The sequence below is a fragment of the Alphaproteobacteria bacterium genome, assembly GCA_037200005.1.
Lineage (GTDB): Bacteria > Pseudomonadota > Alphaproteobacteria > UBA9219 > RFNS01 > JBBCGY01.
The window spans coordinates 1,555,328-1,579,931 of record JBBCGY010000001.1 but is presented as its reverse complement, the minus strand read 5'-3'; the positions used below and the strand labels follow the sequence as shown (position 1 = coordinate 1,579,931).

35 protein-coding genes, 1 tRNA gene and 1 other RNA gene are annotated in these 24,604 nt (G+C 59.9%); 19 read left to right on the top strand and 18 right to left on the bottom strand.

Features of this window, described 5'->3' with window-relative positions; genetic code table 11:
• Positions 1-25 precede the first annotated feature (25 nt).
• Positions 26-229, bottom strand: coding sequence for a 30S ribosomal protein S21 (gene rpsU, locus WDO70_08265; protein ID MEJ0063182.1), 204 nt, complete (start codon positions 227-229; stop codon positions 26-28).
• 175 nt (positions 230-404) lie between these two features.
• Here rpsU and def point away from each other — a divergent pair, with 175 nt between their 5' ends.
• Together def and WDO70_08255 are read left to right on the top strand one after the other, a co-directional pair.
• The gene (gene def / locus WDO70_08260) at positions 405-971 is read left to right on the top strand and encodes a peptide deformylase (GenBank protein MEJ0063181.1); all 567 of its coding nucleotides are present in this window, start codon (positions 405-407) and stop codon (positions 969-971) included.
• Positions 940-1,647, top strand: a complete 708-nt coding sequence (locus tag WDO70_08255; GenBank protein MEJ0063180.1) for a COQ9 family protein — start codon at positions 940-942, stop codon at positions 1,645-1,647. The genes def and WDO70_08255 overlap by 32 nt, the downstream gene beginning before the upstream one ends.
• 2 nt (positions 1,648-1,649) lie before the next feature.
• Here the strand turns inward: WDO70_08255 and WDO70_08250 are convergent, their stop codons facing one another.
• The 3 genes from WDO70_08250 to ssrA form a co-directional block, all read right to left on the bottom strand.
• On the bottom strand, positions 1,650-2,537 hold the full coding sequence (locus WDO70_08250; GenBank protein ID MEJ0063179.1) for a hypothetical protein: 888 nt from the start codon (positions 2,535-2,537) through the stop codon (positions 1,650-1,652).
• A 100-nt stretch (positions 2,538-2,637) separates the two neighbouring features.
• The gene (locus WDO70_08245; protein ID MEJ0063178.1) at positions 2,638-3,123 is read right to left on the bottom strand and encodes a ClpXP protease specificity-enhancing factor SspB; all 486 of its coding nucleotides are present in this window, start codon (positions 3,121-3,123) and stop codon (positions 2,638-2,640) included.
• Positions 3,124-3,232: 109 nt separating this feature from the next.
• Positions 3,233-3,591: a transfer-messenger RNA gene (gene ssrA / locus WDO70_08240) on the bottom strand.
• A gap of 9 nt (positions 3,592-3,600) precedes the next feature.
• On the opposite strand from ssrA, the gene WDO70_08235 reads away from it, so the two are divergent.
• The 5 genes from WDO70_08235 (at position 3,601) to phaZ (ending at position 6,961) form a co-directional block, all read left to right on the top strand.
• Complete coding sequence (locus tag WDO70_08235; protein MEJ0063177.1) at positions 3,601-4,239, top strand: sigma-70 family RNA polymerase sigma factor; 639 nt, start codon at positions 3,601-3,603, stop codon at positions 4,237-4,239.
• Positions 4,229-4,504, top strand: coding sequence for a hypothetical protein (locus tag WDO70_08230; protein ID MEJ0063176.1), 276 nt, complete (start codon positions 4,229-4,231; stop codon positions 4,502-4,504). Before WDO70_08235 ends, WDO70_08230 begins: the two co-directional genes overlap by 11 nt.
• The gene (locus WDO70_08225; protein MEJ0063175.1) at positions 4,501-5,031 is read left to right on the top strand and encodes a periplasmic heavy metal sensor; all 531 of its coding nucleotides are present in this window, start codon (positions 4,501-4,503) and stop codon (positions 5,029-5,031) included. The genes WDO70_08230 and WDO70_08225 overlap by 4 nt, the downstream gene beginning before the upstream one ends.
• Entirely contained in the window at positions 5,028-5,555 is a 528-nt protein-coding gene (locus WDO70_08220) for a hypothetical protein (GenBank protein MEJ0063174.1), read from the top strand. The genes WDO70_08225 and WDO70_08220 overlap by 4 nt, the downstream gene beginning before the upstream one ends.
• 131 nt (positions 5,556-5,686) lie before the next feature.
• A complete protein-coding gene (gene phaZ / locus WDO70_08215; protein ID MEJ0063173.1) occupies positions 5,687-6,961 on the top strand; it encodes a polyhydroxyalkanoate depolymerase in 1,275 nt (424 codons plus the stop codon).
• Positions 6,962-7,042: 81 nt separating this feature from the next.
• Here phaZ and WDO70_08210 read toward each other — a convergent pair whose 3' ends face one another.
• A complete protein-coding gene (locus tag WDO70_08210) occupies positions 7,043-7,246 on the bottom strand; it encodes a cold-shock protein (protein MEJ0063172.1) in 204 nt (67 codons plus the stop codon).
• A 301-nt stretch (positions 7,247-7,547) separates the two neighbouring features.
• On the opposite strand from WDO70_08210, the gene rimO reads away from it, so the two are divergent.
• The 3 genes from rimO to WDO70_08195 all read left to right on the top strand — a co-directional run bounded on the left by rimO (position 7,548) and on the right by WDO70_08195 (position 9,873).
• Complete coding sequence (rimO, locus tag WDO70_08205; protein MEJ0063171.1) at positions 7,548-8,894, top strand: 30S ribosomal protein S12 methylthiotransferase RimO; 1,347 nt, start codon at positions 7,548-7,550, stop codon at positions 8,892-8,894.
• A complete protein-coding gene (locus tag WDO70_08200; GenBank protein MEJ0063170.1) occupies positions 8,894-9,283 on the top strand; it encodes a hypothetical protein in 390 nt (129 codons plus the stop codon). The genes rimO and WDO70_08200 overlap by 1 nt, the downstream gene beginning before the upstream one ends.
• 77 nt (positions 9,284-9,360) lie before the next feature.
• On the top strand, positions 9,361-9,873 hold the full coding sequence (locus tag WDO70_08195; protein MEJ0063169.1) for a hypothetical protein: 513 nt from the start codon (positions 9,361-9,363) through the stop codon (positions 9,871-9,873).
• Between the two features lie 17 nt (positions 9,874-9,890).
• Here WDO70_08195 and WDO70_08190 read toward each other — a convergent pair whose 3' ends face one another.
• On the bottom strand, positions 9,891-10,646 hold the full coding sequence (locus WDO70_08190; GenBank protein MEJ0063168.1) for a hypothetical protein: 756 nt from the start codon (positions 10,644-10,646) through the stop codon (positions 9,891-9,893).
• A gap of 68 nt (positions 10,647-10,714) precedes the next feature.
• On the bottom strand, positions 10,715-11,302 hold the full coding sequence (locus WDO70_08185) for a YqgE/AlgH family protein (GenBank protein MEJ0063167.1): 588 nt from the start codon (positions 11,300-11,302) through the stop codon (positions 10,715-10,717).
• 64 nt (positions 11,303-11,366) lie between these two features.
• Between WDO70_08185 and WDO70_08180 the strand changes: the two genes are divergently transcribed.
• The 3 genes from WDO70_08180 (at position 11,367) to WDO70_08170 (ending at position 14,660) form a co-directional block, all read left to right on the top strand.
• Complete coding sequence (locus tag WDO70_08180; protein MEJ0063166.1) at positions 11,367-13,292, top strand: thioredoxin family protein; 1,926 nt, start codon at positions 11,367-11,369, stop codon at positions 13,290-13,292.
• A 29-nt stretch (positions 13,293-13,321) separates the two neighbouring features.
• Positions 13,322-13,819 (top strand): peroxiredoxin, encoded by a 498-nt coding sequence (locus WDO70_08175; GenBank protein MEJ0063165.1) that lies wholly within the window; start codon positions 13,322-13,324, stop codon positions 13,817-13,819.
• A 139-nt stretch (positions 13,820-13,958) separates the two neighbouring features.
• Positions 13,959-14,660, top strand: a complete 702-nt coding sequence (locus WDO70_08170; protein ID MEJ0063164.1) for a hypothetical protein — start codon at positions 13,959-13,961, stop codon at positions 14,658-14,660.
• Here WDO70_08170 and rnhA read toward each other — a convergent pair whose 3' ends face one another.
• The 5 genes from rnhA to WDO70_08145 form a co-directional block, all read right to left on the bottom strand.
• Complete coding sequence (gene rnhA / locus WDO70_08165; GenBank protein ID MEJ0063163.1) at positions 14,661-15,107, bottom strand: ribonuclease HI; 447 nt, start codon at positions 15,105-15,107, stop codon at positions 14,661-14,663. It lies immediately after the preceding gene.
• The gene (locus WDO70_08160) at positions 15,104-15,709 is read right to left on the bottom strand and encodes a phosphotransferase (GenBank protein ID MEJ0063162.1); all 606 of its coding nucleotides are present in this window, start codon (positions 15,707-15,709) and stop codon (positions 15,104-15,106) included. The genes rnhA and WDO70_08160 overlap by 4 nt, the downstream gene beginning before the upstream one ends.
• On the bottom strand, positions 15,703-15,867 hold the full coding sequence (locus WDO70_08155) for a phosphotransferase (GenBank protein MEJ0063161.1): 165 nt from the start codon (positions 15,865-15,867) through the stop codon (positions 15,703-15,705). Before WDO70_08155 ends, WDO70_08160 begins: the two co-directional genes overlap by 7 nt.
• Before the next feature lie 178 nt (positions 15,868-16,045).
• Positions 16,046-16,897 (bottom strand): penicillin-binding transpeptidase domain-containing protein, encoded by an 852-nt coding sequence (locus WDO70_08150; protein MEJ0063160.1) that lies wholly within the window; start codon positions 16,895-16,897, stop codon positions 16,046-16,048.
• Positions 16,898-16,922: 25 nt separating this feature from the next.
• Positions 16,923-17,894, bottom strand: a complete 972-nt coding sequence (locus tag WDO70_08145) for a transglycosylase domain-containing protein (GenBank protein MEJ0063159.1) — start codon at positions 17,892-17,894, stop codon at positions 16,923-16,925.
• 189 nt (positions 17,895-18,083) lie between these two features.
• Here WDO70_08145 and WDO70_08140 point away from each other — a divergent pair, with 189 nt between their 5' ends.
• The 4 genes from WDO70_08140 to WDO70_08125 all read left to right on the top strand — a co-directional run bounded on the left by WDO70_08140 (position 18,084) and on the right by WDO70_08125 (position 20,609).
• Positions 18,084-19,214: a HAMP domain-containing methyl-accepting chemotaxis protein gene (locus WDO70_08140; protein ID MEJ0063158.1), complete on the top strand. Its 1,131-nt coding sequence runs from the start codon at positions 18,084-18,086 to the stop codon at positions 19,212-19,214.
• Entirely contained in the window at positions 19,211-19,363 is a 153-nt protein-coding gene (locus tag WDO70_08135; GenBank protein ID MEJ0063157.1) for a hypothetical protein, read from the top strand. The genes WDO70_08140 and WDO70_08135 overlap by 4 nt, the downstream gene beginning before the upstream one ends.
• Positions 19,364-19,480: 117 nt before the next feature.
• Positions 19,481-20,095, top strand: coding sequence for a hypothetical protein (locus WDO70_08130; protein ID MEJ0063156.1), 615 nt, complete (start codon positions 19,481-19,483; stop codon positions 20,093-20,095).
• The gene (locus tag WDO70_08125) at positions 19,977-20,609 is read left to right on the top strand and encodes a hypothetical protein (protein MEJ0063155.1); all 633 of its coding nucleotides are present in this window, start codon (positions 19,977-19,979) and stop codon (positions 20,607-20,609) included. Before WDO70_08130 ends, WDO70_08125 begins: the two co-directional genes overlap by 119 nt.
• 97 nt (positions 20,610-20,706) lie before the next feature.
• Here WDO70_08125 and WDO70_08120 read toward each other — a convergent pair.
• The 4 genes from WDO70_08120 to WDO70_08105 all read right to left on the bottom strand — a co-directional run bounded on the left by WDO70_08120 (position 20,707) and on the right by WDO70_08105 (position 22,013).
• Positions 20,707-20,781 (bottom strand) — tRNA-Thr (locus tag WDO70_08120).
• A 25-nt stretch (positions 20,782-20,806) separates the two neighbouring features.
• A complete protein-coding gene (locus WDO70_08115) occupies positions 20,807-21,265 on the bottom strand; it encodes a transporter substrate-binding domain-containing protein (GenBank protein ID MEJ0063154.1) in 459 nt (152 codons plus the stop codon).
• A complete protein-coding gene (locus WDO70_08110) occupies positions 21,258-21,689 on the bottom strand; it encodes a transporter substrate-binding domain-containing protein (protein MEJ0063153.1) in 432 nt (143 codons plus the stop codon). The genes WDO70_08115 and WDO70_08110 overlap by 8 nt, the downstream gene beginning before the upstream one ends.
• 126 nt (positions 21,690-21,815) lie before the next feature.
• Positions 21,816-22,013 (bottom strand): hypothetical protein, encoded by a 198-nt coding sequence (locus WDO70_08105; GenBank protein ID MEJ0063152.1) that lies wholly within the window; start codon positions 22,011-22,013, stop codon positions 21,816-21,818.
• A 32-nt stretch (positions 22,014-22,045) separates the two neighbouring features.
• Between WDO70_08105 and WDO70_08100 the strand changes: the two genes are divergently transcribed.
• Together WDO70_08100 and WDO70_08095 are read left to right on the top strand one after the other, a co-directional pair.
• Entirely contained in the window at positions 22,046-22,288 is a 243-nt protein-coding gene (locus tag WDO70_08100) for a hypothetical protein (GenBank protein MEJ0063151.1), read from the top strand.
• Positions 22,285-22,872, top strand: coding sequence for a hypothetical protein (locus WDO70_08095; protein MEJ0063150.1), 588 nt, complete (start codon positions 22,285-22,287; stop codon positions 22,870-22,872). Before WDO70_08100 ends, WDO70_08095 begins: the two co-directional genes overlap by 4 nt.
• Here the strand turns inward: WDO70_08095 and cysK are convergent.
• Positions 22,841-23,773 (bottom strand): cysteine synthase A, encoded by a 933-nt coding sequence (gene cysK / locus WDO70_08090; protein MEJ0063149.1) that lies wholly within the window; start codon positions 23,771-23,773, stop codon positions 22,841-22,843. The genes WDO70_08095 and cysK overlap by 32 nt on opposite strands.
• 13 nt (positions 23,774-23,786) lie before the next feature.
• Positions 23,787-24,590 (bottom strand): serine O-acetyltransferase, encoded by an 804-nt coding sequence (cysE, locus tag WDO70_08085; GenBank protein MEJ0063148.1) that lies wholly within the window; start codon positions 24,588-24,590, stop codon positions 23,787-23,789.
• Between the last annotated feature and the right edge of the window lie 14 nt (positions 24,591-24,604).

Sequence of the window (24,604 nt, the reverse complement as noted above, 5' to 3'; positions counted from 1 at the left end):
TTTCAATCGATAAAGAGACGCTCGATTATAAACCTTCGCGTTCTTTGCGCTTACGCTCGACCTTGCGCTGGCGGCGCTGGGCCTCGGCTTTCTCACGCACCTTCCTTTCGGACGGCTTCTCGTAGTTCCGGCGTAATTTCATTTCGCGGAAAATGCCTTCGCGCTGCATTTTCTTTTTCAAGGCGCGCAGAGCCTGGTCGATGTTGTTATCGCGGACTGATACTTGCAAACAATTCACCTCTTTCGGGGGTCACAAAATTCCTGGCGGTTGGCGACCTTCGCTAACCGATGGGCGGCTATATCACGCCCGAAATATGAAGGAAAGCGTTGAATCGCGGCTTTGGCCGCATGCGGGACGCAAAAATGGCATTTCTGTTTTCGCGATCCTGGCTTAGAATAGCGTTATGGCATTGAGGCAATTGATATTTCTCGGCAATCCGGTCTTGCGCGCCAAGGCCGCGCCCATCGCCGGGTTCGACGACCCGAAAATCGTGGCGCTCGCCCGCGACATGACCGAAACCATGCTGACGAGCCGGGGGGTCGGTCTTGCCGCGCCGCAGGTGGGCGAGGGGCTGCGGCTGATCGTTTTCTGGCTCCCGGAAGAACGCGCCGAGCCTGCGGAGGAAGACGCATTGCCGCTGCATATCCTCGTCAATCCCGAAATCACGCCCTTAAGCGCCGAGCAGGAGCTGGGGCAGGAGGGCTGCCTGTCGCTGCCGGGACTGCGCGGGATGGTGCCGCGCTTTACCCATATCGGCTATCGCGGCTATGATCTTGCCGGGCGGCTTATCGAGCGCGAAGCGCAAGGGTTTCACGCCCGCGTCGTGCAGCATGAAGTCGATCATCTGGACGGCGTCATGTATCTCGACCGGATGCGGGGCTTCGACAGCCTGGCGCATGAAAGCGAAATAAGAAAGCGGTTGCTAAAGGAGCGGCAGGATGACGAAACGGAAAAAGACGGCGCGGCCTAAAAAGACGCAATCCAAGACGGCGTCCGGCGCGAAAAATCCTAACGACGATAAATTACTGCTCGCCATTCTGTCCCAGGCCGCTTTCGACGGCTGGACGATGGAGGCTCTGCGGCGCGGCGCGGAAGCTGCGGGCGTGGAAGAGGGGCGGCTGCATCTGATCTATCCGCGCGGCGTGCGCGACGCCGTCGCGGGGTTCGGGGAATGGACGGATCGGAAAATGGAAGAAGCCGTCGCGGGCGACCGTTATTTTTCCGGCAGGCGCATCCGCGAGAAAGTGGCCTTCGCGGCGCGCGTGCGCTTCGAGGCGATGGGGCCGCATCGCGAGGCCGCGCGGCAATTGCTGCTGTGGGCGGCGATGCCGCATCACGCGCCGGACGGGCTGAAGCTGACCTATAAGGCTTGCGACGCGATCTGGCGCGCGGCGGGGGACGCCAGCACGGATTTCAATTTCTACACCAAGCGCGGGCTTTTGGCCTATGTGCTGAAGACCACGATGCTGTTCTGGCTGAATGACGAGAGCGCGGGCCGCGCGGCGAGCTGGGCGTTTCTCGACCGGCGCATCGAGGAGGCGCTGCGGCTCGGCCAGGCGGCGGGACATCTCAAGGATTTGCCGAGGCATCTCGGCTCGCTGCGCGGCCTCGCGGGCCTCGCGGGAATTTTCCGGCGAGCGGCGTAGGATCAGGAAATGTCGTTAGCCGCAATGCACCGCAGCTTTGTTGGGTAAGCAGGCCGGAAGGGGATTGCGGCCGCCGGTTCTTCCCTGGCGATATCGGGCCGTTGCTCCCGAATGGTGCGAAGGGTTCTTTGCGCCGACTCGCGAGCGAATAATACAGGCTCGCTGACGACTGCTCTTGCGATGGTGGCGGCCATGTCCGCGTTCGCGAGATCGGGGCGTTTTTCGATCATGCTGCCGAGAATATCATAAGCCGAACTGCGGACTTTTGTGTCGTGGTCCGTCGTAGCGCACCGCACGCTATCGAGGAATTCCTCCGCGAGGTTGGGAGATGCGGTGACAATGGCGCGGGCGGTCCATAATCCCGCCTTGCGGACGCTAGGATCCTCGCCGCCGATGGCGATCCGTATATCTTTCACGACACCGGGCGCCAGGCCAGCGTTTCTTTTAATTATGATCGCCATGATGGATTCCGCCGTCGCGTGATGTCGATCGGGCATCTCGCCTAAAGCGGCTTGTAGGGCGACATCGAGGATGGCCACTTCCAGATTGGGCCGCTTCTTGATAATCGTGCCGAGCGTTTGCTGCGCTGCCATGCTGACGGCGAGGTCATTATCCGTTATGGCGCTTTTTGTGACATATGCGGCCAAGGAGGCATCCGCGAGATTGGGGCGCTTCTCGAAAACGGTATTCAGGGTTTTTTGGGCTACCTTGCGCACATGCGCATTGTTATCTGTTGCTGCGTTGGCGATGCCGGCTAATAAGACGGAGTTCGCTATGCCGGGCCGTTCCGCGAACACCGTAGCGAAGGCCTCCAGGAATCCTACTTTCTCTCTGCTGTCGCTCAGGGCGGCAAAGGACGCGGCGAGCGTCTCGAATGTCGGCAAACGCATGGGCATATCCGGCGAATTTCAATGTTTCAAAATATCACAGAAAATATGAAAATAAAACGATATAGGCTAAAAACCGCGTCTTCCCTTGGCCTTGAATTCCTTACGGCTTCTTCCGGAACATATCCAGGCTGATGACCTCGCCGCGCTTTTCGTCCTTGGCGGGTTTCTCTCCGCCTTCGGCCTCGGAACCGTCGTCGGGCGTTTCTTCGCCGTCATCGTCGTCATCGCTGCCGATGCTTTGGAATTGCAGCGCGAAATTGACCGAAGGGTCGGCGAATGTGGTGATGGCCTGGAACGGGATCGTCAGTTTCTCGCGCACGTTATTGAAGCTCAGGAAGACGCTGAAATGCTCTTCCTCGATCTTCAGGTCGGAAAACTGGTATTGCAGGACGATGGTCATTTCGTCCGGATATTGCTTGAACAGATAGTCCGGAATCTTGACGCCGGGATATTGCGTCGAGAAACTGATATAAAAATGATGCTCGCCGGGCAGGCCGTCCTGCGCGGCTCCTATAAGAGCTTGGCGCACGACATCGCGCAGCGCCTTCTCCACCATTTTATCGTAACGCAGCAAATCTTCGGTCATGGCCAGAAAACAGTTATCAGTTATCAGTAATCAGAAAGTTAAGAGATATTCCGCGACCTGTCTCCTATTTTCTTTTTGATTGCTGACGGCAGTTTCCCGATCATCGATTTGGAGGGTGTTTCTGTTGCCCGGCACACCCTCCGAGGCCGCGTTCAGTGCTTAACTGTCAATCATTCGCAAGCGAATGATTAGGCAGCCATGGCAACTTCACGAGTGTCAACATTGTCGTTGGCACCTGTAGGATTGACCCGATAACGGCGGTATCATGCCGGGCAAAAACCATGCCTTTACTGCGTGCGTCGATCCTATTTCGCCCCCGCCAAAACGCTTTTTGGTCTTTTAAGCGCTTTGGTGGAGGCGCCGGGTACCGCCCCCGGGTCCGCTCCGTCTATGCCGCAAGGCGTTTATCACCATAGTCAGTTGCCTGACTTTTATACTATAATCACCAATTGTTAAGATTTAAAGGGCAATCTGAGGATGAATTCTCTAAGCATTGGCGGCCAGATCGCCATGATGCAGCCTGAGGCGCCCGACGCCGGCCAGAGCGAACCTGCCGATTTAATGCGGCGGATCGCGGGCGGCGACCGTGACGCCTATACGATTTTGGTGCGCCGCCATGCGGTGCAAATGCTTTCTTTGGCCCGGCACATGCTCGGCGCGACGGGTGAGGCGGAGGAGATCGTTCAGGATATATGCCTGCGTCTTTGGCGGCAGCCCGAGATATGGCGGCCTGATCGTGGGGCTTTCAGGTCCTGGTTGGATCGTGTAATAGTCAATGCCTGTCTCGACCGCATCCGGCGGCGGCGCTGGCACGGCGGGGAAGTCAGCGAGGAATGGCCGGATCCGGCTCCCGACGCGATGTCGGTGCTGGCGGCGGCGGAGGAACAGGTCGCGGTACGCCAGGCGATTTTGCAGTTGCCGGAACGGCAGCGGGCAGCGGTGCTTCTGGTCGAGTATCGCGGCATGAGACAGGAAGAAGCGGCCCGAAGCATGGGGCTCAGTCTGGAAGCACTCGAATCTTTGCTCGCGCGCGCGCGGCGGAAACTTAAGGTCTTATTAGCGCCGGTTTTAGACAAGCAATTAGACAAGCAAAAGGGGGAACGAGATGCGGAATGATGAGTTTCACGAGCGGCATCTTCGCCATTTGATCGCGTCTTTGCCGGATGTGCCGGTATCGGCTCATCTGTGGGGACAGTTGCTGCAAATCCCGCAGCAGCCCCGCCTGAACATGGCATCCCTTTGGGCTCTGCTGGGACCGATAGGCCGCTTGGGAAGCGCGACCGGATTTGCCGTGGCGCTGGCATTCGGCATATGGCTCGGCGGTTTCGATTATGGCGCCGGCGATATGATTCTGGGTTTTGAGCCGTTCGGAGTCCTATGAACCGGTGGTCGAATTGGCAGCACAGCCCCCGCGCGGTGCTGACTCTGTTGCTCGTCTCCTTGGGATTAAACTGTGTCGTGGGCGGTGTCGCCTTGTCCGCGGCCTTGCTGTACGAGACTCATGCCGTACGCATCGATTATGTTCAGCGCCTGCTGAATACCGTGCCGCCGGAGATTTATAAGAATTTGCAAATCCAGGTAGAGGCCCGGCAGGAGGAAATCCAGACGGCGCAGCGTGATTTGCAGCAAAGCCGGCATGACATCATCGAACTCATTCAGCAGCCCGATCTTGATCTTGACGCGCTTCAAGCCAAGCTCGCCGCCACGCGGCAGGCATCGGCACATATTCAAGGAATCATGCAGGATAGCCTTGTCGCGGCGCTGCATGATCTGCCTCCCGAGGATCGAAGCAAGCTTGCCAGAGCTATGCTGCGTAATTTCAGTCCGGTCGTAAGACTGTTCAACGAGATGCAGGCGCGCGTGCAAAATTCATCGTCAGAGCCATCCAAAAAAGGAGAAGAGAAATGAAAGCCGTAGCCGTTGCCGCTTTTGCGTTTGCCGCCATGCTCGCCGCCGGTTCGGCGGTTCATGCCGCGGAACCGCCGCCGCCCGCCATGGACAAGGGCAAGACCGCGATGCCGGTTCCCGGAAGCAATCGGCCATCGCGCGAAGAGCTTATGGCGCAGCGCAAGGCCATGCGCGAGAAAATGGCGGCCATGACGCCGGAGCAGCGCGAGACTTACTATAAAAAAATGTATCAGGAACGCGAGGCGCAGAGGGAAGCCCAAAGAAAATCCTACTTGGATTCCATGGCTCCGGACAAAAGGGCCGAGATGGAAAAGCACATGGCCGAGAGAGAAAAAGAGACAAAAGAACGCTATGCCCAGCATATGGCTGAGCGGGAGAAAATCAAAAGCATGACTGCCGAGCAGCGCAAGGAATTTTTTCAGAAAGCGCGCGAAGACCGCAAAAAGCGGATAACATCTCCGGCCGCCGTTCCGGGAAACAAGAAACCGCCAAGTGCCAAGAAAACGCCCACCGCCCCGAAATAATCGGATGGAAACCTGCCGCCCGCTCCAGGGCGGCAGGAAATCTTTCCCCTATTTAACCAGTCTTAATGGCTCTGGTGTAAAGTCAGGCTATTGGCATTGGTTAACAAATAGGCTATGTTGCGTTGCAGCATATGATCTGGAGCGGCATGTTCAATCTTTATCAGCTTTATGATTTCAGTCACGCCATGATGGCGCCGATGCGGTTCGCCGCCGAGGCTACGCAATCGGTGTTTCAGAATCCCTATCTCCCTGCTTCGTATACCAGTTTTGGACGCGCGGTGGCGGCGGGAGCCGAACTTGTCGAGCGCACGACCCGCCGTTTCGGCAAGCCGGAATTCGGACTGAAGGCGACGACCATCGACGGCAACAGGGTCGATGTCATCGAGGAGACCGTTAAAACCAAGCCTTTTTGCCGGCTATTGCATTTCCATCGGCTGACGCCGCACCCGAGCCCGCGGATTTTAGTGGTGGCGCCGATGTCCGGGCATCATGCCACGCTGCTGCGCGGCACGGTGGAAGCGCTGCTGCCGGACTACGAGGTTTTCATCACCGATTGGATTGACGCGCGGCATGTGCCGCTTGCGCAAGGGAAATTCGATCTCGACGACTATATCGCCTATCTGATCGAATTCATGCGTCTGCTCGGTCCCGATGTGCATGTGGTCGCGGTATGCCAGCCCGCGGTTCCGGTATTGCTGGCGGTTACCGCCATGGCGCAGTCCAATGATCCGGCGCAGCCGCGCAGCATGACCCTGATGGGTGGCCCGATCGACGCGCGCACGAGCAAGACCGCGGTCACCGAGCTTGCGGAGAAGCGTTCGATCGGCTGGTTCAAGCGCAACGTCATCACCACGGTGCCACTCTATTATCCGGGCGCGATGCGCCAGGTTTATCCAGGCTTCGTGCAGCTCAGCGGCTTCATGTCGATGAATCTCGATCGCCATGTCGGCGAGCATGTGAAGCTGTTCCAGCACTTGGTCCGCAATGACGGCGAGTCGGCGGAATCGCACCGTAAATTCTACGACGAATATCTTTCGGTCATGGACGTGACGGAGGAATTCTATCTTCAAACGGTCGAGAACGTGTTTCAGAAGCATCTTCTGCCCAAACGCGAATATGTATGGCGCGGCGAAAAGCTCGATCCCGCCGCCATCAGCAGAACCGCGCTTTTGACGATCGAGGGCGAGCTCGACGATATCTCCGCGCCCGGCCAGACGCAGGCCGCGCAAGGATTGTGTTCAGGGCTTCCGGCGGATATGAAGCGCCATCATTTGCAGGCGGCGGTGGGGCATTACGGGATTTTCAACGGGCGGAAATATCGCGAGCTTATCCTGCCCATCATTCGCGATTTCGTGCGCGCTCATGACAAGGGGCCGAAGCTTCGCGTGGTCAAGACGGCAAGCTAACCGTTGATTTTTTCTCGCCCTAAAAAGAAAAAGCCCCGCGCACGGCGCTGGGCCATGTGCGGGGCGATCTTATTCATTCGCTTAGACGGACTTTAAGTTGCCCGCCGAGGTCTTGCCCTTGCTGGTGACCAGCTCGTAGCTGACCTTCTGGCCTTCGGCCAGGCTATCCCAGCCTGCGGCTTGGACTGCGCTGACGTGGACGAAGATGTCGGGACCGCCTGCATCTGGTTGGATGAAGCCGTAACCCTTGGTGGGGTTAAACCATTTTACTGTACCTGTTGCCATTGCCGTATCCTTGGGTGTGACGTGATGGTTGACGTTTCCTGCATATGCAGGCCGCGCCGGGTTTTCCTGGCCCGGAGCTTGCGCCCCGGTTCGAACTCTCTTGTTGCCAGAGAAAACAATCAGGTAGTGGGATTGTTTCCGTCATCACGAGGATAGGCCGCCGACGCAAAACCTCCGGCGATCTCTTGCTCATAACAGAGCCGTAGTCAAACTTGAGTGCAGCCTGTGCATAGTTTCAGGTTAGAGTCAAGAGAAGCTTGAATATATTGCCTTTCTTGCCCTCAATTTGTTAAGAGATGGAATGGATACAACGCATCATTCTCCGCCGCGAGCCGTACCCCGGATCGGCCTCGTCAGCCTGGGCTGTCCCAAGGCGCTCGTGGATTCCGAACGCATCATCACCCAGTTGCGCGCGGAAGGCTATGAACTTTCCGCCGAATATCAGGGCGCGGATCTGGTCATCGTCAACACCTGCGGCTTTCTCGACAGCGCGCGCGACGAGTCCCTCGACGCCATCGGCGAGGCGCTGGCCGAAAACGGCAGGGTGATCGTCACCGGCTGCCTGGGCGCGGAGCCGGAACTGATCCGCGCGCGGCATCCCGGCGTTCTCGCCATCACCGGGCCGCAGCAATATGAAACCGTGGTCGGCGCGGTGCATGAGGCGCTGCCGCCGCGCCACGATCCGCGCGTCGATCTCATTCCGCCGCAGGGGATCAAGCTTACGCCGCGCCATTACGCCTATCTGAAAATTTCCGAAGGCTGCAACAACCGCTGCACCTTCTGCATCATTCCGAAATTGCGCGGCGATCTGGTCAGCCGCCCGCTCGCCGATGTCATGCGCGAGGCCGAGAGGCTGGTCGCGGCGGGCGTGAAGGAGCTGCTGGTGATTTCGCAGGATACCAGCGCCTATGGCCAGGACATCAAATACGCCGCAAGCCGGTGGCGCGATAAAGACTACCAGACGCGCTTTATCGATCTGGCGCGGGCGCTCGGCGAACTCGGCGTCTGGGCGCGGCTGCATTATGTCTATCCCTATCCGCATGTGGACGAAGTGCTGCCGTTAATGGCCGACGGGAAAATCCTCCCCTATCTCGATATTCCGTTCCAGCATGCGAGCGCGAACGTGCTGAAGGCGATGCGCCGTCCCGCGCATCAGGACAAGACTTTGGCGCGGATCGCGAAGTGGCGGGAGATATGCCCCGATCTGACTTTGCGCTCGACCTTCATTGTCGGTTTTCCCGGCGAGACGGAGGAAGATTTCCAGGAACTGCTGGCCTGGATTCAAGAGGCAAGGCTCGACCGCGTGGGCTGTTTCAAATATGAGCCGGTGGCGGGCGCGACCTCGAACGATCTCGGCCTGCCGCAAGTGCCGGACGAGGTGAAGGAAGATCGCTGGCACCGTTTCATGCAGGCGCAGCAAATCATCAGCGCGCAGCGCCTTCAGGCCAAGGTGGGCAAGACGCTGCCGGTCATCATCGATCGGATCGAGGAAAAATGGGCGGTGGGCCGCTCCAGCGCCGACGCGCCGGACATTGACGGCAATGTCTATGTGAAAGCCGGGAAGGGGCGCACGCTCGCCCCCGGCGATATCGTGCAGGTCGCGGTCAACAAGGCGGATGAATATGATCTGTGGGGGAAGGCGGTTTAATGGCGAAGAACGGGATCGCAAGAGTCTCTGTATCGATCCTGATGGTCTATGCCATCGCCATGGCCTGGTTAATAGGCGTGCGTTTTGATATAAGGATTGCATTCTGGATGTGGGCGACAGGCCCGCAAATTCTTTTGTGCTTATGTGCGATATTCTTGAGAACAAGGCTGGCGTGCTTAGCCATGCTCTCTTTTCAGGGGGTATTTTTTGCCCTCTCGTTATATCTTTATTACGATGTCCTCTATATCCACCCTGATCCGCAATCCGGCTTGGCCTTCATTTTCTTGCCTCTGTATCAGTATGCGGGCATTGCAATCGTTGGCGTCGTAGCAAAAATCGCCGATATGATTATTCTTCGGCGGAAGAGACAGTCGGAAAAAATCGCTTAAGAAAATCGTTTGCCAGTTTCACCTTTGCTATCCTATCAATAAATTTCCTTCAAGATTCTCCGCTCGGAGCAGACCCTATGGAACATTTGTTCGACGCGATTATCGGCTTGGTGGTCGGCGGATATTTCGTCGCGCTCGGCCTGGGCGCGAAGTTCGTCAGGCCGGCGGCTTTGCGCGGGAAGAAGGCGTTCATCATTCTCGGCGCGCTGATCATGCTCGGCGGCGTCAGCATCGTGGTTCTGGAGCAGCAAGTTCCCCCTCCGGCTCCGACGCCGCAGCAGGTGGCCGAGGGTATCAGGCAGATGATCCCATTGCCCAAACAGCTGGATACGACGACAAGGCTGGACACGGTCGAGGCTGATGAAGGAAAGATCGTTTATCGCTTTTCCATCACCGCGACCGATCCGGATGATTTCGCGCGCCAGGCCGCCACCGTCCGCCGCCGCATGGAGCAAATCGGCTGCCATTACGACAATAACCGGAACTTGCTTCAAGCCGGCATCGGCCTGGAAATGATCTATACCATGCTGGGCCGTGCCGAGATCGAGCCGGTCAAGATCGAACTGACGCCCAAAGAGTGCGGGTATTAGATCGCAAAACGCGGCGCTTAGAGTTGCAGCTTGGAATCAGGCGCAGCGTTGTTGCCGCTTCCAGGCCTTGCCGGGCCGCTCCAAAACGCCGCATATTTTTCAATGCCGCGAGTCCATTTTTCATAGGAAAAATTCGGGCTGTCTCTAAAATCTTCAACCCAGGTTTTATATGCGGATTCCATATCGCTCGGTTTTCTCAGGCCGGTATGCAGCCTGATGGCATAGAGCAGCATGCCGGTTTGAAGACGCAGCGATGGCTCATCGGAGAGTCGCGAGATGGCCAGTCCGGCTGCCTCGTCGGCGCGGTCGAAATTTCCGGCGCGGGCGGCCTGAATGGCTGTCTGCTTCAAAGGCGTGGCGATGCGGTGCGCATAATGATTGATTTCGGTATTTGAGCCTAAAAGAAGAGTGATGTCTTCTTCATGTCGCAGGCGCGCCGTGGCGCCTGTCCAGGCAGGGACTGCTTGTCCCGTTAAATCCTGGAATTGCGACCTAAAGCTTTCATCGAAAAAACTGACCGCTTGAGTCGCGGGCTGCGGCGATTTCAAGGGCCACAGGCCGCGTTCGATATGATGGCGCAGGAAACTTTTTGGCTGGCTGTGTTCGCGGTGAGGTATGACGCCGTCATCTTCCTGGCTGTAAGGAATGATGAGCCAATCTTTCGTCGCATAGGTCGGCCTCAGCGGCCCACATATGTCGAAGGAACCTTTCACGCCGACAATTCGGCACTCGCTGTAGGGAATTTTTCCTAAATCTGGAAAATCGAAAGACATGATTTCTCCGGAAAAAAGTTACATGAAAAACAACTCTGGATAGCACGCGGACAAGCGGAGGTCAAAAACTAAGCCTGTCCGGCTTCGCCGGTGAAGGAGCCGGGCGTGATGCCGAGCTTGGCGATGGCGCGATCCCATTTGGTCTCGAGGCCGTCATCGAACAGCAGCGGAAGATCGGCTGGCGCGACCAGCCAGCCGTTATGCTGCAATTCCGCTTCCAGCTGTCCCCCCGCCCACGCGGCATAGCCGAGCGCCAGCATCGTGAGGCGAGGGCCGCGCCCTGCCGCCATGTCCTTGAGAATTTCCAGCGTGGCGGTCATCGTGACCTGATCGGAAACCTTGGCCGAACCTTCGTTATGATAGTCGGTGCTATGCAAAACGAATCCGCGTCCGGTTTCGACCGGGCCGCCGAAATGCACATTGATATCGCGGACATCGGGCGCCAGTTTGATATCGAGCTGGTCGAGGAGATTATGCAGGCTCAGCGATCCGTAAAGGCGATTGATGACCAGGCCCATCGCGCCGTTCTCATTATGGGTGCATAAATGCACGACCGTGCGGGCGAATCGCGAATCCGGCATATTGGGCATGGCGATCAGCAGCTTTCCGGTCAGCCAATCGGTGCGCGCAAAGTCTTGTGATTGATGCTCGGTCATGGATTTATTGACGTCTCGGCGGTTATTAAAGCTATATTACCGGATGACCGGAGGATAATACACTATGATGCGCCTTCTCGCGAATACCATTCTTTTTTTTCTGCTGTGGATTCCCGCGCCCGCCCTGGGGCAGACCGCCGGCGATTGGCAGCAGGGCGAGCATGTCCGCGTGCGCCTTGTCAGCGGCGTGACCGGCACGGGCGAGCTTGCGGAGATTCCGCTGGGCCTCGAGGTCGAGCTGGCCGAAGGATGGGATACCTATTGGCGGATGCCCGGCGATGCGGGCGCGCCGCCTCTTTTCAACTGGAGCGCGGATCTGGCGGAAGACGGCGCCCTCGCGCAGGCGCAATTGCTGTTCCCGGCGCCGATGCGGCATATGACCTCGGATCTGGAGACCATTGGCTATCAGGGTCATGTGGTGTTTCCGTTATTGGCGGCGCCGAAAGTTGCTGGCAAGGCGCTGACGTTGAATCCGAAATTGATGCTCCTAACCTGCGGCGACATATGCATTCCGAATGATTTTACGCTGCATCTGGCCGTTCCGGCGGGCGAGGCCGGAAGAAGCGAACAGGCGGATATGCTGGACGAATGGCGCGCCAAGGTGCCGGTGCGCGATGCATCCGGTTTCAGCGTCGGCCCCGCGCGGCTGGATGAAAAAGGCGCGATCGCGATGGATTTCGCCGCGCCGGCGGCATTGGAGAATCCCGCCGCCTTTATCGAAAGCGACGCGGGCAATGTCTTCCTGCCGCCGCAGGTGACCGTGGGCGCCGGAGGGCGGCAGGGCGAAATCATTTTGACGCCGCGCGAGAGCGGCGCGCAGATCGATGCGTCCAAGATAACGGTGACGCTTGCCGATGGCGGGCGCGGATGGGAACAGGACGTCGCGCTTCCCATGCCCGCGGCGGCGGCCGCCGCCGGGCCGAAGACGGAATCCGCCGAGGCTCCGGCCGAAACGCCGCTATGGCTCATCCTGCTATTCGCGATTATCGGCGGCGCGATCCTCAATCTCATGCCCTGCGTCCTGCCGGTTCTTTCCCTGAAAGTGCTGAAATTCATGGGTCATGGCGGCCGCGAGGATCGGGACGCCCGGCGCAGCTTCCTCGCGACCAGCGCCGGGATCATGGTGTCTTTCCTGCTGATGGCGGGCGTGGTGGTCGGTTTGCGCGCGGCGGGGCAGACCGTGGGTTGGGGGATGCAGTTTCAGCAGCCGGATTTCCTGATTTTCATGATCGCGGTTTTGCTGCTGTTCGCCGCCAACCTGTGGGGCTTTTTTGAAATCCAGCTTCCCGCCGCGCTAAACGATAAATTGTTCGGTGTTACCGACCACCCGAAATTGCTGGGAAGCTTTTTGACGGGGATGTTCGCGACGCTATTGGCGACGCCGTGCTCCGCGCCTTTCCTCGGCACCGCGGTCGGTTTTGCGCTGGTGGCGGATTCTCCGCTGACATTCGCCGTTTTCGCCGGTCTCGGTCTCGGCATGTCGTTGCCCTATCTGCTGGTGGCCGCTTATCCAGGCCTTGCGACCCGCATGCCGCGTCCTGGAATCTGGATGATCTGGCTGAAACGGGTTCTCGCGTTGGCGTTGCTGGCCACGGCGCTCTGGCTCGGCAATGTGCTGATGATGGAGCAGACGAACTCGCAAACGCAGAAATTCGATCCCGCCGCCATCGAGGGACTGGTGGAAGAAGGCCGCACGGTATTCGTCGATGTCACCGCCTCCTGGTGCGTGACGTGCCAGGTCAACAAGAAGCTGGTTTTGGATCAGCCGGATATCGCCGCCGTTCTATCCAAGGATAATGTGGTTTTCATCCAGGCGGATTGGACCAAGCCCGATTCCGTCATCGCCGATTATCTGCGCAGCTTCGGGCGCGGCGGTATTCCCTTCAACGTCGTTTACGGCCCTGGCGCGCCGCAGGGGATAACCCTGCCGGAACTCCTGACGAAAGACGCGATTCTAGAGGCATTGGACAAGGCGGGGGAAAAACCCTAAAATCCCTCCGGTTTAACCAGGAGATATCCATGACCATCAAAACCGGCGACAAGATTCCTTCCGTCATGCTCAAGAATCTGACTGCGGACGGAATGCAGGATTTATCCACCAGCGAGTTTTTCGCGGACAAGAATGTCGTACTGTTCGCCGTTCCCGGCGCGTTCACGCCGACTTGCTCCGCCAAGCATCTTCCCGGCTATGTGCAGAATCTGGCTGCCTTCAAGGCGCAGGGGATCGAAGTGGCGTGCATGGCGGTCAATGATCCGTTCGTGATGCATGCCTGGGCCGACAGCGGAAAAGCAACCGGCATCGCCATGCTGTCCGACGGCAACGCCGCTTTCACCAAGGCGCTCGGTCTTGAACTGGACGCCAGCGGCTATGGCATGGGCACGCGCTGCCAGCGTTTCGCGCTCTATGCCGAAAACGGCGTGGTCAAGCATGTCGCGGTCGAAGCCCCCGGCAAATTTGAGGTTTCCAGCGCCGAAGCCATGCTGACGGTCGTCGGCAAGGCCAGCGCGGCGGCTTAGACGCCGTTCTTTCGGCCCAAACATAACTTTAAGCCTTATTAATGGGTTGCAGGCTATTCTGGGCTGCGGCGCGCATGGGGTGTAATTACTTTCATGGTTTTTATGATACTCTAAAGAAAGATTGATCGAGGAGGCGCATATGAGCAAATACCGGCAAAACTTAGGCGAGCATGCAACCCCACCCTTGTCAGCCGATGTGTCTCCCGAAGGCGCGGCCGCGATGATTCAGCGGGCTTCGGCATCGGCGCTTAATCCCGGCGATCATCCCGCCAATAGATCAGATGCTCTTAGCGTTGTTGCGCAGATAGCCGCTAAGCACGCGGAGCAGCCCGGCGTCGCCGATCAGGCTTTTTCCACGCTGGAGAAAGTTGTCACGGATCCGGCAGCCGGCGCCACCGTCGGCATGAAGGCAACCGCTCTCAGAGTCATGCCGGAACTGACCGGAGATAAGCCCGAACTCGCCAAAAAAGGCGTTGCCGCCGTCGAAAAAGCAATAGAAGAGCCTGGCCTGCAATGGGAGGCGTCCAAGAGCCTATGCCGGTTTGCGAAACAGCATCCGGACAAGGTCGGCGCGGACGTGCTGAGGATCGCGAAAGACAATTCTGCCAAGCCGGAAGTCAGCAAGAACAGCGACGGGCAATTGAGCGTCGCGGCGTATTTCATCGGGGCGAATGCTTCCGATCCGAAGCTTGTCGACGGCTCCAGGCGCACCTTATTGGCCATCGCCCAGCAGGATGGGCCTCATGCCGCTGCCGCCGAGCAGCAGGCGCAAGGGGTTGCCCATGTTCAAGCGCGGCAGCAGCAAGACAGCAAGCGCGGGCTGTCCGCCGCCGCGCCTTAATTACTCGCGCCCGGTTTTAATCGCCATTCGCGCCAATTCATCGGCGCGCTCGTTTTCGGCGTGGCCGTCATGGCCGCGCACCCAGATAAACTCGATCTTGTGCTGCGCCATGGCTTCGGTCAGCCGTTCCCAGAGATCGCGGTTTTTCACCGGCTTGTTGGCGGCGGTTTTCCAGCCGCGCGCGCGCCAGCCTGGAAGCCATTGCGTGACGCCGTCTTTCAGATAATTGCTGTCGGTGTAAAGCTTGACCGTCGCGGGGCGCTTCAGGCTCTCGAGCGACATGATCGCCGCCATCATCTCCATGCGGTTATTGGTGGTCTCGGCTTCATAGCCCGATAGTTCTTTTTCATGGCCGCGCCAGCGCAGGATCGCGCCCCAGCCGCCTGGGCCGGGATTGCCGCTGCATGCGCCGTCGGTGAAAATTTCGATGTGATCCATGCCGGTCATGAGAGCCAGCTTTGCGCGGCGTCGGGATGGTTTTCGTGAAAGGCGAGAATGCGCGCGTAATGCCCGGGATCGAGAGGACTATCCGGCCGCTGCGCCCGGTCATAATGCCGCGTGGCGAAGAACCGCATCGCCGCGCCGCGCAGCAGAAGTGGGAGGGCTGCGACTTCGGCTTCTGTCAGTGCCCGCCGGGCACTGTAGGCCGTAACGAGCGCGCGGGCGCGGGCGTCGTCGATGCGGCCATGGCTGTCGGCGCACCAGGCGTTGACGCATATCGCCAGGTCATAGGCGAGGAAATCGTTGCAGGCGAAATAGAAATCGATCACGCCGCATAATTCGCCGCCCGCGAAGAAAACATTATCGGGAAAGAGATCGGCATGGACGATGCCCGACGGCAGGTCTTTGGGCCACTGCGCGACGATTTCGTCGCACTGTCGCCGCCGGATATCGATGGCCTCGCCGCCGGGACCGTCAACCAGCAACTCCCGCCACGCCGACGGGCCGAGGGCGTTGACGCGCTTGAGCGGAAAATTGAGTCCCGTCAGATGCATCTCGGCAAGCATGCCGCCGAGAGCGGCACAATGTTCGGGGCCGGGATTCAGCACCGATTGGCCGGAAGAAAAGCGACGACGGCAGCCGGTCTGTCCGCGAGCTCGCCCAGCGCATTGCCGTCTTCCGCCCGCACCGGACGCGGGCAGGGGATGCCGCGCTCGGCCAGATGCTCGATCAGTGCCAAGAAAAAAGGCACCTCCTCCGTTCGCACTCGTTTCTCGAACAGAGTGAGGATGTATTTTCCGCCGCCGGCCTCGACGCGGTTAATTGCTGTTCTCGCTGCCCGCTTCGATGGGAAAAAAATCCTCGAGCGCGCCCAGGGGATAGCGCGCCATGAATGTTTGGAGCTGAGGGCGGGTGATGTGCGTGTAAACGGCCATGACGGGAAACTATCTACTGCCTAACAGTCGGCTGATGAAGCTGCCGAGGCGGTCGGCAACATCGGCGGGAGCCTGGATGATTGCTGTGACCGGACTTCCTGTTCCTTTAAGCGCGGGGAGGCTTCGAGGCGGCAGACCAGCATGAGCGATCAGCATATAATCGCGCCACAGCTTCGCTGGCAAGGCCCCGCCGGTCACACGCTTCATGGAGCTGTTATCGTCATTGCCCAGCCAGACGCCGGTCGTGTAGTCGGCGGTAAAGCCGACGAACCAGGCGTCATGGTAATCCTGGGTCGTGCCGGTCTTGCCCGCGGCGGGGCGATCCAGCCGGGCTTGTGCGCCGGTACCGTAGGCGATCACGTCCGTCATCATGTCGACCAGCGTGGCCACGGAGCCGGGATCGACCAGCTGCGGTGTTTGCACGTCCGGGCGGCGGTAGAGCCGCTCGCCGCCGCGCGTTCTGATTTCGACGATGGCGTAGGGAGCGATGGATCGGCCTCCCGCCGCCATGGCGGCATAGGCCGATGTGAGCTCATAAAGCGAAACCTCGCTGGTGCCGAGCGCCAGCGACAGATCGCGACCCAGCGGCGAGACGATGCCGAGCGCCCTTGCGTCGCGGCGCACGGCGTCGATGCCGGACTGGCGCAGCAGCTTGATGGCGACGGAGTTCATCGAATGCGCCAGCGCTTCGCGCGCCGTGGTGACGCCGTAATATTTTCCGTCGTAGTTTTCCGGCGCGTAATTGCCGATTTTGACCGGCGAGTCGGTCACCGGGCTGCCCGGTTTCAGCCCTTGCTCGATCGCGGCCAGGAATACGAACGGCTTGAAGGACGAGCCCGGCTGCCGCCGCGCCCCGCTCACGCGGTCGAATTCGCTTTCGCTGTAATCATAGCCGCCGACATAGGCGCGCACCCGCGCCGTCGGGCGCGAGCGTGAGCAGCGCCGCCTGATCGACGTCGCGTTTTTCGCCTTCGGCGTCGAGGATTTTATCGATCTGCTCTTCCGCCGCGCGCTGCAGGCGGGCATCCAGCGTGGTCTGAATGACCAGATCCTGTCCCGCCGCGCCCGCAAGCTCCTGCGCCTGTTCCAGGATCCATGCCGTAAAATATCGCGCGTCGGCGGGCCGGGCCGGGGTCGCCGTTTTGCCTGCCGGGGCAAGCGCCGCCGCTTTTTGCTGCTCCGTGATATGGCCGGCGTCGACCATGGCGCTCAGCACGATGGCGGCTCGCGCGCGCGCGGCCTCGGGATTGGAGGTCGGCGCGTAGCGGCTCGGCGCTTTGAGCAGGCCCGCCAGCACGGCGGCCTCATAGAGATTCACGTCATGCGCGGATTTGCCGAAATAGGTCTTGGCCGCCGCGTCCACGCCATAGGTTCCGGCGCCGAGATAGACGCGGTTGAGATAGGCGCCGAGAATCTGATCCTTGCCGTATTGGCTTTCCAGCCAGAATGCCAGCATCATTTCCTGCACTTTACGGCGAAAGGTGCGGTCCGGAGTAAGGAAGAGGTTCTTGGCAAGCTGCTGGGTGATGGTCGATCCGCCCTGCACGACATGGCCGGCGCGCATGTTGCTGTAGAAGGCGCGCAGCAGCCCGAGGACATCGATCCCGCCATGCTGGTAAAATCGCCGGTCTTCGATCGACATCACGGCCTGGATCAAATGCTGCGGCATCTCGGCGACGGCAATCCGATCGGCGAAATAGTCGCCGTAGCGGGCAAGCTGCGAGCCGTCGGCAGCCAGGATGGCGATAGCGGGCCGGCGCGTATGGCCTTCGATGGCGCGAATGTCCGGCAGATCATACGCATACCAGCCGAGCAGCGCCGACAGCGCGACAAAACCCCAGATTGTGCCCAGGGCCACGGCCTGGGCCCACCATTTCAGGTCGAGCTTGCGGCGCTGCCGCTGGCCCCGCGCGCCCGCGCGTCCCGCGAGGGCGAAGTTTGAGGCGGATTTGCGAGAGAAATTTTTTTATCATGCTTAATCGATGCTTAACCGGTTTGCTGCTTGCTGTACGAGGGAAATCCGTAGCCTGAGGAAGGAGTTCTGCCGATGACAATCAATGCCAAAATCTCGCTTGTCAACGGATTGCTGATTGCATTGGTTCTTGCTTGCGCCGGTTTTGCTGGCGGCTTTGCCAAGAAAATAATCCACATGGTCGCCGCGCAAACCGAAATGAGCGTCATCGGGGCCGAGTTCCATGATTTCATGGCCATCATGCTGATTTTCGGCGGCGTGTGCGTCCTCATCGGCATCGCGGTATTCATATTCGTGCAGCTTAAGGTCAGTCAGCCTTTGCGCAGCTTAAGCGCCGCCATGATATCCCTGGCCGCGGGCGACTCCCATACCGATCTGCCCGACATTTCCAGCCGCGACGAAATCGGCGACATGGCCCGCGCGCTTGAACAGCTGCGCAACACCGTGCTGCAGAACGAACGCCTCGTGGGCGAAAACAAGGAAGCCGAGCGCCGCGCCTCGGCCGACAGGCAAGCAGCCCGGAATGGCCTTGCCGATATATTCGAGTCGAAAGTCGGCACGATGATCGGCCTGCTTTCGACGGCGGCGTCGGAGCTGGAGACGACGGCGACGCTGATGTCCGAAAATGCGGGGACGACCTCGCGGCAAGCGACGGAAGTCGTCGCCCGCGCCGAAGAAGCCAGCGGCAGCGTTCAGACCGTCGTCAGCGCCGCCGAGGAAATGGCGGCGTCGGTGCAGGAGATTTTGGGACAGTCCATGCGCTCCGCCACGATCACCAATCAGGCCATGGCCGAAGCCAAGGAAACCGATGCGGTGGTCGGCACCCTTGCGACCCGCGCGAAGAAGATCGGGGAGATCGTCGGGCTGATCGATACCATCGCCAGCCAGACCAATCTGCTGGCGCTCAACGCCACCATCGAGGCGGCGCGCGCGGGCGAGGCGGGCAAGGGATTTGCCGTCGTCGCGTCGGAGGTCAAGAGTCTCGCCAACCAGACCGCCAAGGCGACCCAGGAAATCGGCGAGCAGATCGGCGCGATCAGGAAGCCACGCAAGAAGCCGTCGTCGCGATCCAGCATATCGGCGGCACCATCACCGAAGTGGGTGGCATCGCGAACGCCATCGCCATTGCGGTCGAGCAGCAGGGTTCAGCGACCTCAGAAATCAGCCGCAGCGCCCATCAGGCCGCCGAAGGCACCACCCATGTGAGCGATAAGATCGGCATGGTCAATCGCTCGGTCGAAGAAACCGGCATGGCCTCGCAGCAGGTTCTCGCCGCAGCCAAGGATCTCGCCCGGCAGTCGGATCAAATGTCGCGTGAAGTCGCCGAATTTCTGAAAAGCATCCGGGCGCAGTGAAAATTCATGCGCTGTCGCGGCATAGGAATTGCGATGATCATATAAATCCTGTCCATCGCTAATCTTTTGCCTGAAAAATCCATGCGTTCCTATTTCAGCCCCGCCTTCTGGCAGCCTTTGCAATCGCGCGAGCGCGCCTTGATGTATGGCGCGCAATTCCTTGGCTCGCTTGGCCTCGGCTTCGTCGGGGTTTTCACGGCCATCGACGTGCTGCGCTTCGGCATGGACGGCATGATGGCCTATTTTCTCGCGCGGTTCGGCATCGCGGGATTCCTGCTGTTTCCCTTGTTCACTTGGGCCTATTACCGTTGGCCGCGCCGCCGGTTCTTCGGCTTCGTCCTGTTTTCCGAGTTGCTGGCGCTGGCGCCGCTGCTCCATCCGGCGATTTTGCAGCATCCGCTGATGATCGGCACATGCCTAGCCTGCGCGGGCACCGGGTATTGGCAGGTCTTTCATCTCGCCATGGCCGCGCATACGTCCGACAAAAGCCGGGGATATGAGGTGTCGCTGTCGCAGATATGCCAGACGTTCGGCGGCATCGCCGGATATCTTGCCGCGGGGGCGGCCGCCGCGCTTCAGATGAGTACGGAGATCGCGCTGGCGGGATTACGCGGTGCAGATCGCCGCGTCGCTGCTGCTGTTCCTGACGATCCCCCTGCCGCAGCGCGACGGCGCTCCCGCCGCGATGGGCCAGGTTCGGGCCACGCGGCTGCGCGACGAGATCATGCATGATCCAAGGCGAACCGTCTTGACCCTGCTCGATGCCGTTTATGCGACGCTCGTGGATATTCTGATGCCTTCATGGCTCAAGCTGCTCGGCGTGGCGGCGCTCAGCGTCGGCGTGGTCATGTCGCTGCGCACGGGCATTCAAGTGCTGCTCGCGCCGCTCGCGGGCAGGCTCTATGCGGCGGACAGCAAGGCGGAAATCCGCATCGGCAGCATGGCGGGCCTCGTGGGATGGCTGCCCTGGTGCCTCAGCCAGCAGACCGGCATTCTGTTTTTCTCCGTTCCGCTGTGGGCGGGCGGCTCGATCTTATGCAGCACCGGCATTCAAGGTCGCTGGTATAGGAACCGCTCGGCCACCGCCATTCTGACGCGCGAGCTTCTTTTGACCGCCGCGCGCATGATCGGCGCATGGGCGATCATTCCGGCGATGTTTTTCCATCCCGCTATTTACGCGTGGCTCGCGGCGGGCGTGGCGCTGGCGGTGTTCGTGGTGGGAGGGGGAAGGCGGGGGAAGAATTGACGGCCCTTGGATCTGAGCTAGCCCGTCTTCGTTCGCTGCGCGAACTACGCCTGGCATTCGGTTTTTCTAAGCGCGCAAGCGCGCTAAGAAAAACCGGTGGTGCCGTTGGAGGGAATTGAACCCCCGACCTTGGCTTTACGAAAGCCCTGCTCTACCCCTGAGCTACAACGGCTTACCAGGTAAGCGTAGGGCGAAAACTATCCTTTCGCCTCCGCGCGGTCAACAGGCCGCTCTATTTCCCATACGGATTCCGGTAGGGGACAGTGGCGCGGTAGATCGCGTTGTCGTATTTTGCATATCGGTCGAAAATGCGGTCGATGGTGCCGTCGTAGGATAAGCTCGTCGAGCGCGGCATTGACGGCGTCGCGCAGCACCGGCTCCCCCGCCGGAAAGCCGAAGCTGGCGGGGAAGACGCGGATTGGCTTGGCCGCATCGACGATTTTCAGCTTGCCGGGATTATGCTCGTTATAGGTGCCGAAAGTGTTGGCGTCGACAATCGTGATATCGGCCTTGCCGCTCGCGACGGTGACTAGAACTTGGCTGAAATCGGTCATGTTGGGCAGTGTCATGACTTTTGTTTTGGGAAAATCCGCTTGGGCGATGGAGACCGGATTGTCGCCGTCGAGCGCCACCATGGTGATTTTTTCGTCATTCATAGCGCCCCGCGCCGCCGTCGAAGCGGGGGTCATCGGCGCGGGCGACGACGAAGACCGGCTGGAAATAAACCGGGCGCGAAAACAGCATGAATTTCGCCGCCTGGGGATGAATCCAGTATGTGCTGCACAGCATATCGAATTTACGGGCGTCGAGATCGGCGGGAACGGTTGCCCAGCCGGTTTCGGCGGCGTATTCCGCCTTCAGCAACAGCCGTTCAGAGACGGCTTTCACAACATCGTAATCGAAGCCGCTCCATAGGCCGGTTTTCAGGTCTTTGATCAGCGCGGGCGCGTAGCTGACATAGCCGCAGTGCAAAGTGTTGGTTTTCCTAATGCGCTCCAGCGCCGTTTCCGCGTGGGCCGGGGGGATAAGGACGGCGCAGGCAAGCGCGGCGGCAAGGAATCCTAACCGGAATTTCTGCATTGTCTTTCCCCATGATTGCCGCGAGCCCGTGTTTTACCTATCATTCCAGCCTCCGGTTGACAACAGCGCGCCGTTTTCCCATTCATGCTTATGGACACCATTCTCCACCATCCCGCTTTCGGCGGTTTAAGCCTTTTGCCTGCTTTCGCTATGGCCGCTCGGGCATGCGCTGCGGCGCGCGGGGCTGCGCCCGTTATGGGCGGGATTGATCGTGTTCAATCTTGTCATGCCGATGTTGGGCGTCGCGCTGATCGCGGGGATTTTCTGCCATCGCGCCTGGCCGAAACTGCCCGCGCCGCCGAAGAAGCAGCTTAAGACCAGCATATGGGGACAGGCGTCATGAGGAAGCGGGCGTCATGAAAGAGCTTTTGGATATCGTCGGCGCATGGTCGGCCTGGACGGAGCTTTTGCCCAACTGGGTTTTCATGCTGCTTTACGGCATGCTGACCGCCTATGCTATCGGGACGGGCGGATTCGCGCTGGCGCGGAGCGGCATCAAGCCGCTATGGGTGTTGCTGCTGATGATCCCGACCGCGAATGTCGCGGCGTTCTGGATTTGGGCTTACGCCAAATGGCCTGCGGAGAGGAAAATATCATGACGCCATGGAAGAAATTTTCGGCCTGTTTGCTGCTGGCGCTATTTTCGGCGGCGGGGTCGATCCATGCTCAGGCGGCGAATTTTAACCGCGACGCCGCGCCGGATTCTTATAGCGTGGAAATCCGCGAGCTTCGCCCGGAGGGCAAGATCGCCAAAACGGTTTGCGAGGAAAACCAGCAATGCCGCGCCAACGTGGAAATCCTGTTCAGGGACGAGAAAAAATTCCTGGAGGCCGAGATCATGATCGCTTCCGGCGCGGCTTATATTAAATTCATGCTCGGCTCTAAATATCTTTACGCCGGTTTCCAGCGTTATGCCGTCATTCCCGTTGGCGGTTCCAGTCCGGCTACGGCAACGGTGGCGCTGTCTCGCGGCGCGGCATCGACGGACGACAAGGCCGCTACGCGCTCTTATCAGTTGCCGGTGCCGACGTATGAAGAGCCGGACGCTGTCGCCAGTCTGGAAATCATTATCCAGCCCGCTGAAGAACCCGTGAAAGAAAAGGGCGAAAAGGAAAAAGACGAGAAGGCAAAAGAGGGTGCCGACAAACCCGTCAATCCGCCAGATCAGAAAAAAGAGCCGTAGAGAGATAGCGCTCGCCGAATGAGGGGATGATAACGACGATCATCTTACCCTTGTTCTCGCGCCGCGCCGCGACCGTCATCGCCGCCCATAGCGCCGCGCCTGAGGATATGCCGACGAGCAGGCCCTCTTCGCGCGCCGCGCGCCGCGCGGTGGCGAAGGCGTCATCGTTCTTCACGCGGATGACTTCATCATAGATTTTCACGTTCAGGATCGCCGGGACGAAGCCCGCGCCGATGCCCTGGATCGGGTGCGGGCCTTTCGCGCCGCCCGACAGCACCGGCGAGGCGTCAGGCTCGACGGCGATGACGCGGAACTCCGGCTTGCGCGCCTTCAGGGTTTCGCCGACTCCGGTGATGGTGCCGCCGGTGCCGACGCCGGATATCAGGATGTCGGCCTTGCCGTCGGTGTCGCGCCAGATTTCCTCCGCCGTGGTGCGGCGGTGAATTTCGGGATTGGCGGGATTGTTGAATTGCTGCGGCATGAAGGCGTTGGGAAGCGAGGCGGCGATTTCCTCGGCCTTCTTGATCGCGCCCGCCATGCCGTCGGGGCCGGGCGTCAGCACCAGTTCCGCGCCATAGGCGCGCAGCAGGATACGGCGCTCCTTGCTCATGGTTTCGGGCATGGTCAGGATGCAGCGATAGCCGCGCGCGGCGCAGACCATGGCCAGCGCGATGCCGGTATTGCCGCTGGTCGGCTCGACGACCACCGTATTCTTGCTGATCTGGCCGGATTGCTCGCCGGCGTCGATCATGGCGACGCCGATGCGATCCTTGACGCTGTGCGCCGGATTATAGAATTCCAGCTTGGCGACGATCTCGGCTTCCAGCCCCTCGGCCATGCGGGTGATTTTCACGAGCGGCGTATTGCCGACCAGTTCCGTGACGTTGTTGGCTATTTTCATCGGTTAGGCTCCCTTACAGGTCAAACGAATGATCCATGCATTCCGCTGGATGCTCGGGCGAAGGTACGCGCACGATCTTTGCCGGAACGCCCGCCACCGTGACGCAGGGCGGAACGTCGTGCAGGACGACCGATCCGGCGGCGATGCGGGCCTCGTCGCCGACGCGGATATTGCCGAGGACTTTTGCCCCCGAACTTATCAGCACGCCGCGCCCGATCTTGGGATGGCGATCGCCGCGCTCCTTGCCGTTGCCGCCCAGCGTCACCGATTGCAGCATCGAAACGTCGTCGCCCACCACGCTGGTCTCGCCGATCACGGTTCCCGTCGCGTGATCGAGGAAGATGCCCGATCCAATCAAGGCGGCGGGATGGATGTCAACCTGGAATATCTCCGAACAGCGGCTCTGAATATGAAACGCCATGAGCTGCCGTTCCTGATGCCACAGCCAGTGCGCGATGCGATGCGCCTGCAGCGCCGCGACGCCCTTGAAGAACAGGAAAGGCTGCAGCCATGAGCGGCAGGCGGGATCGCGCTCGTGGCTCGCCGCCATGTCGCGCATATAATGATCGATCATCGCGGGATCGGATCGCAGCGCCTCGACGCACAGTTCCCGGATGGCGGCGGCGGAAACAGCTTCGTCGCCGAGCTTGCGGCCCAGAAGATGGCCGAGCGCTTCGCCGAGAGAGTCGCGCTCCATGATCATGCCGCCGAGCAACCCTTCGAGAGCGGGTTCAACCGTCGCGGCGGCGGCGGCCTCCTGGCGCAACCGCTCCCAGATGCCGCCCGTCGCGGCTGAGAAACTTTTTATCTTATCCATGCGAAAGCTTTCGG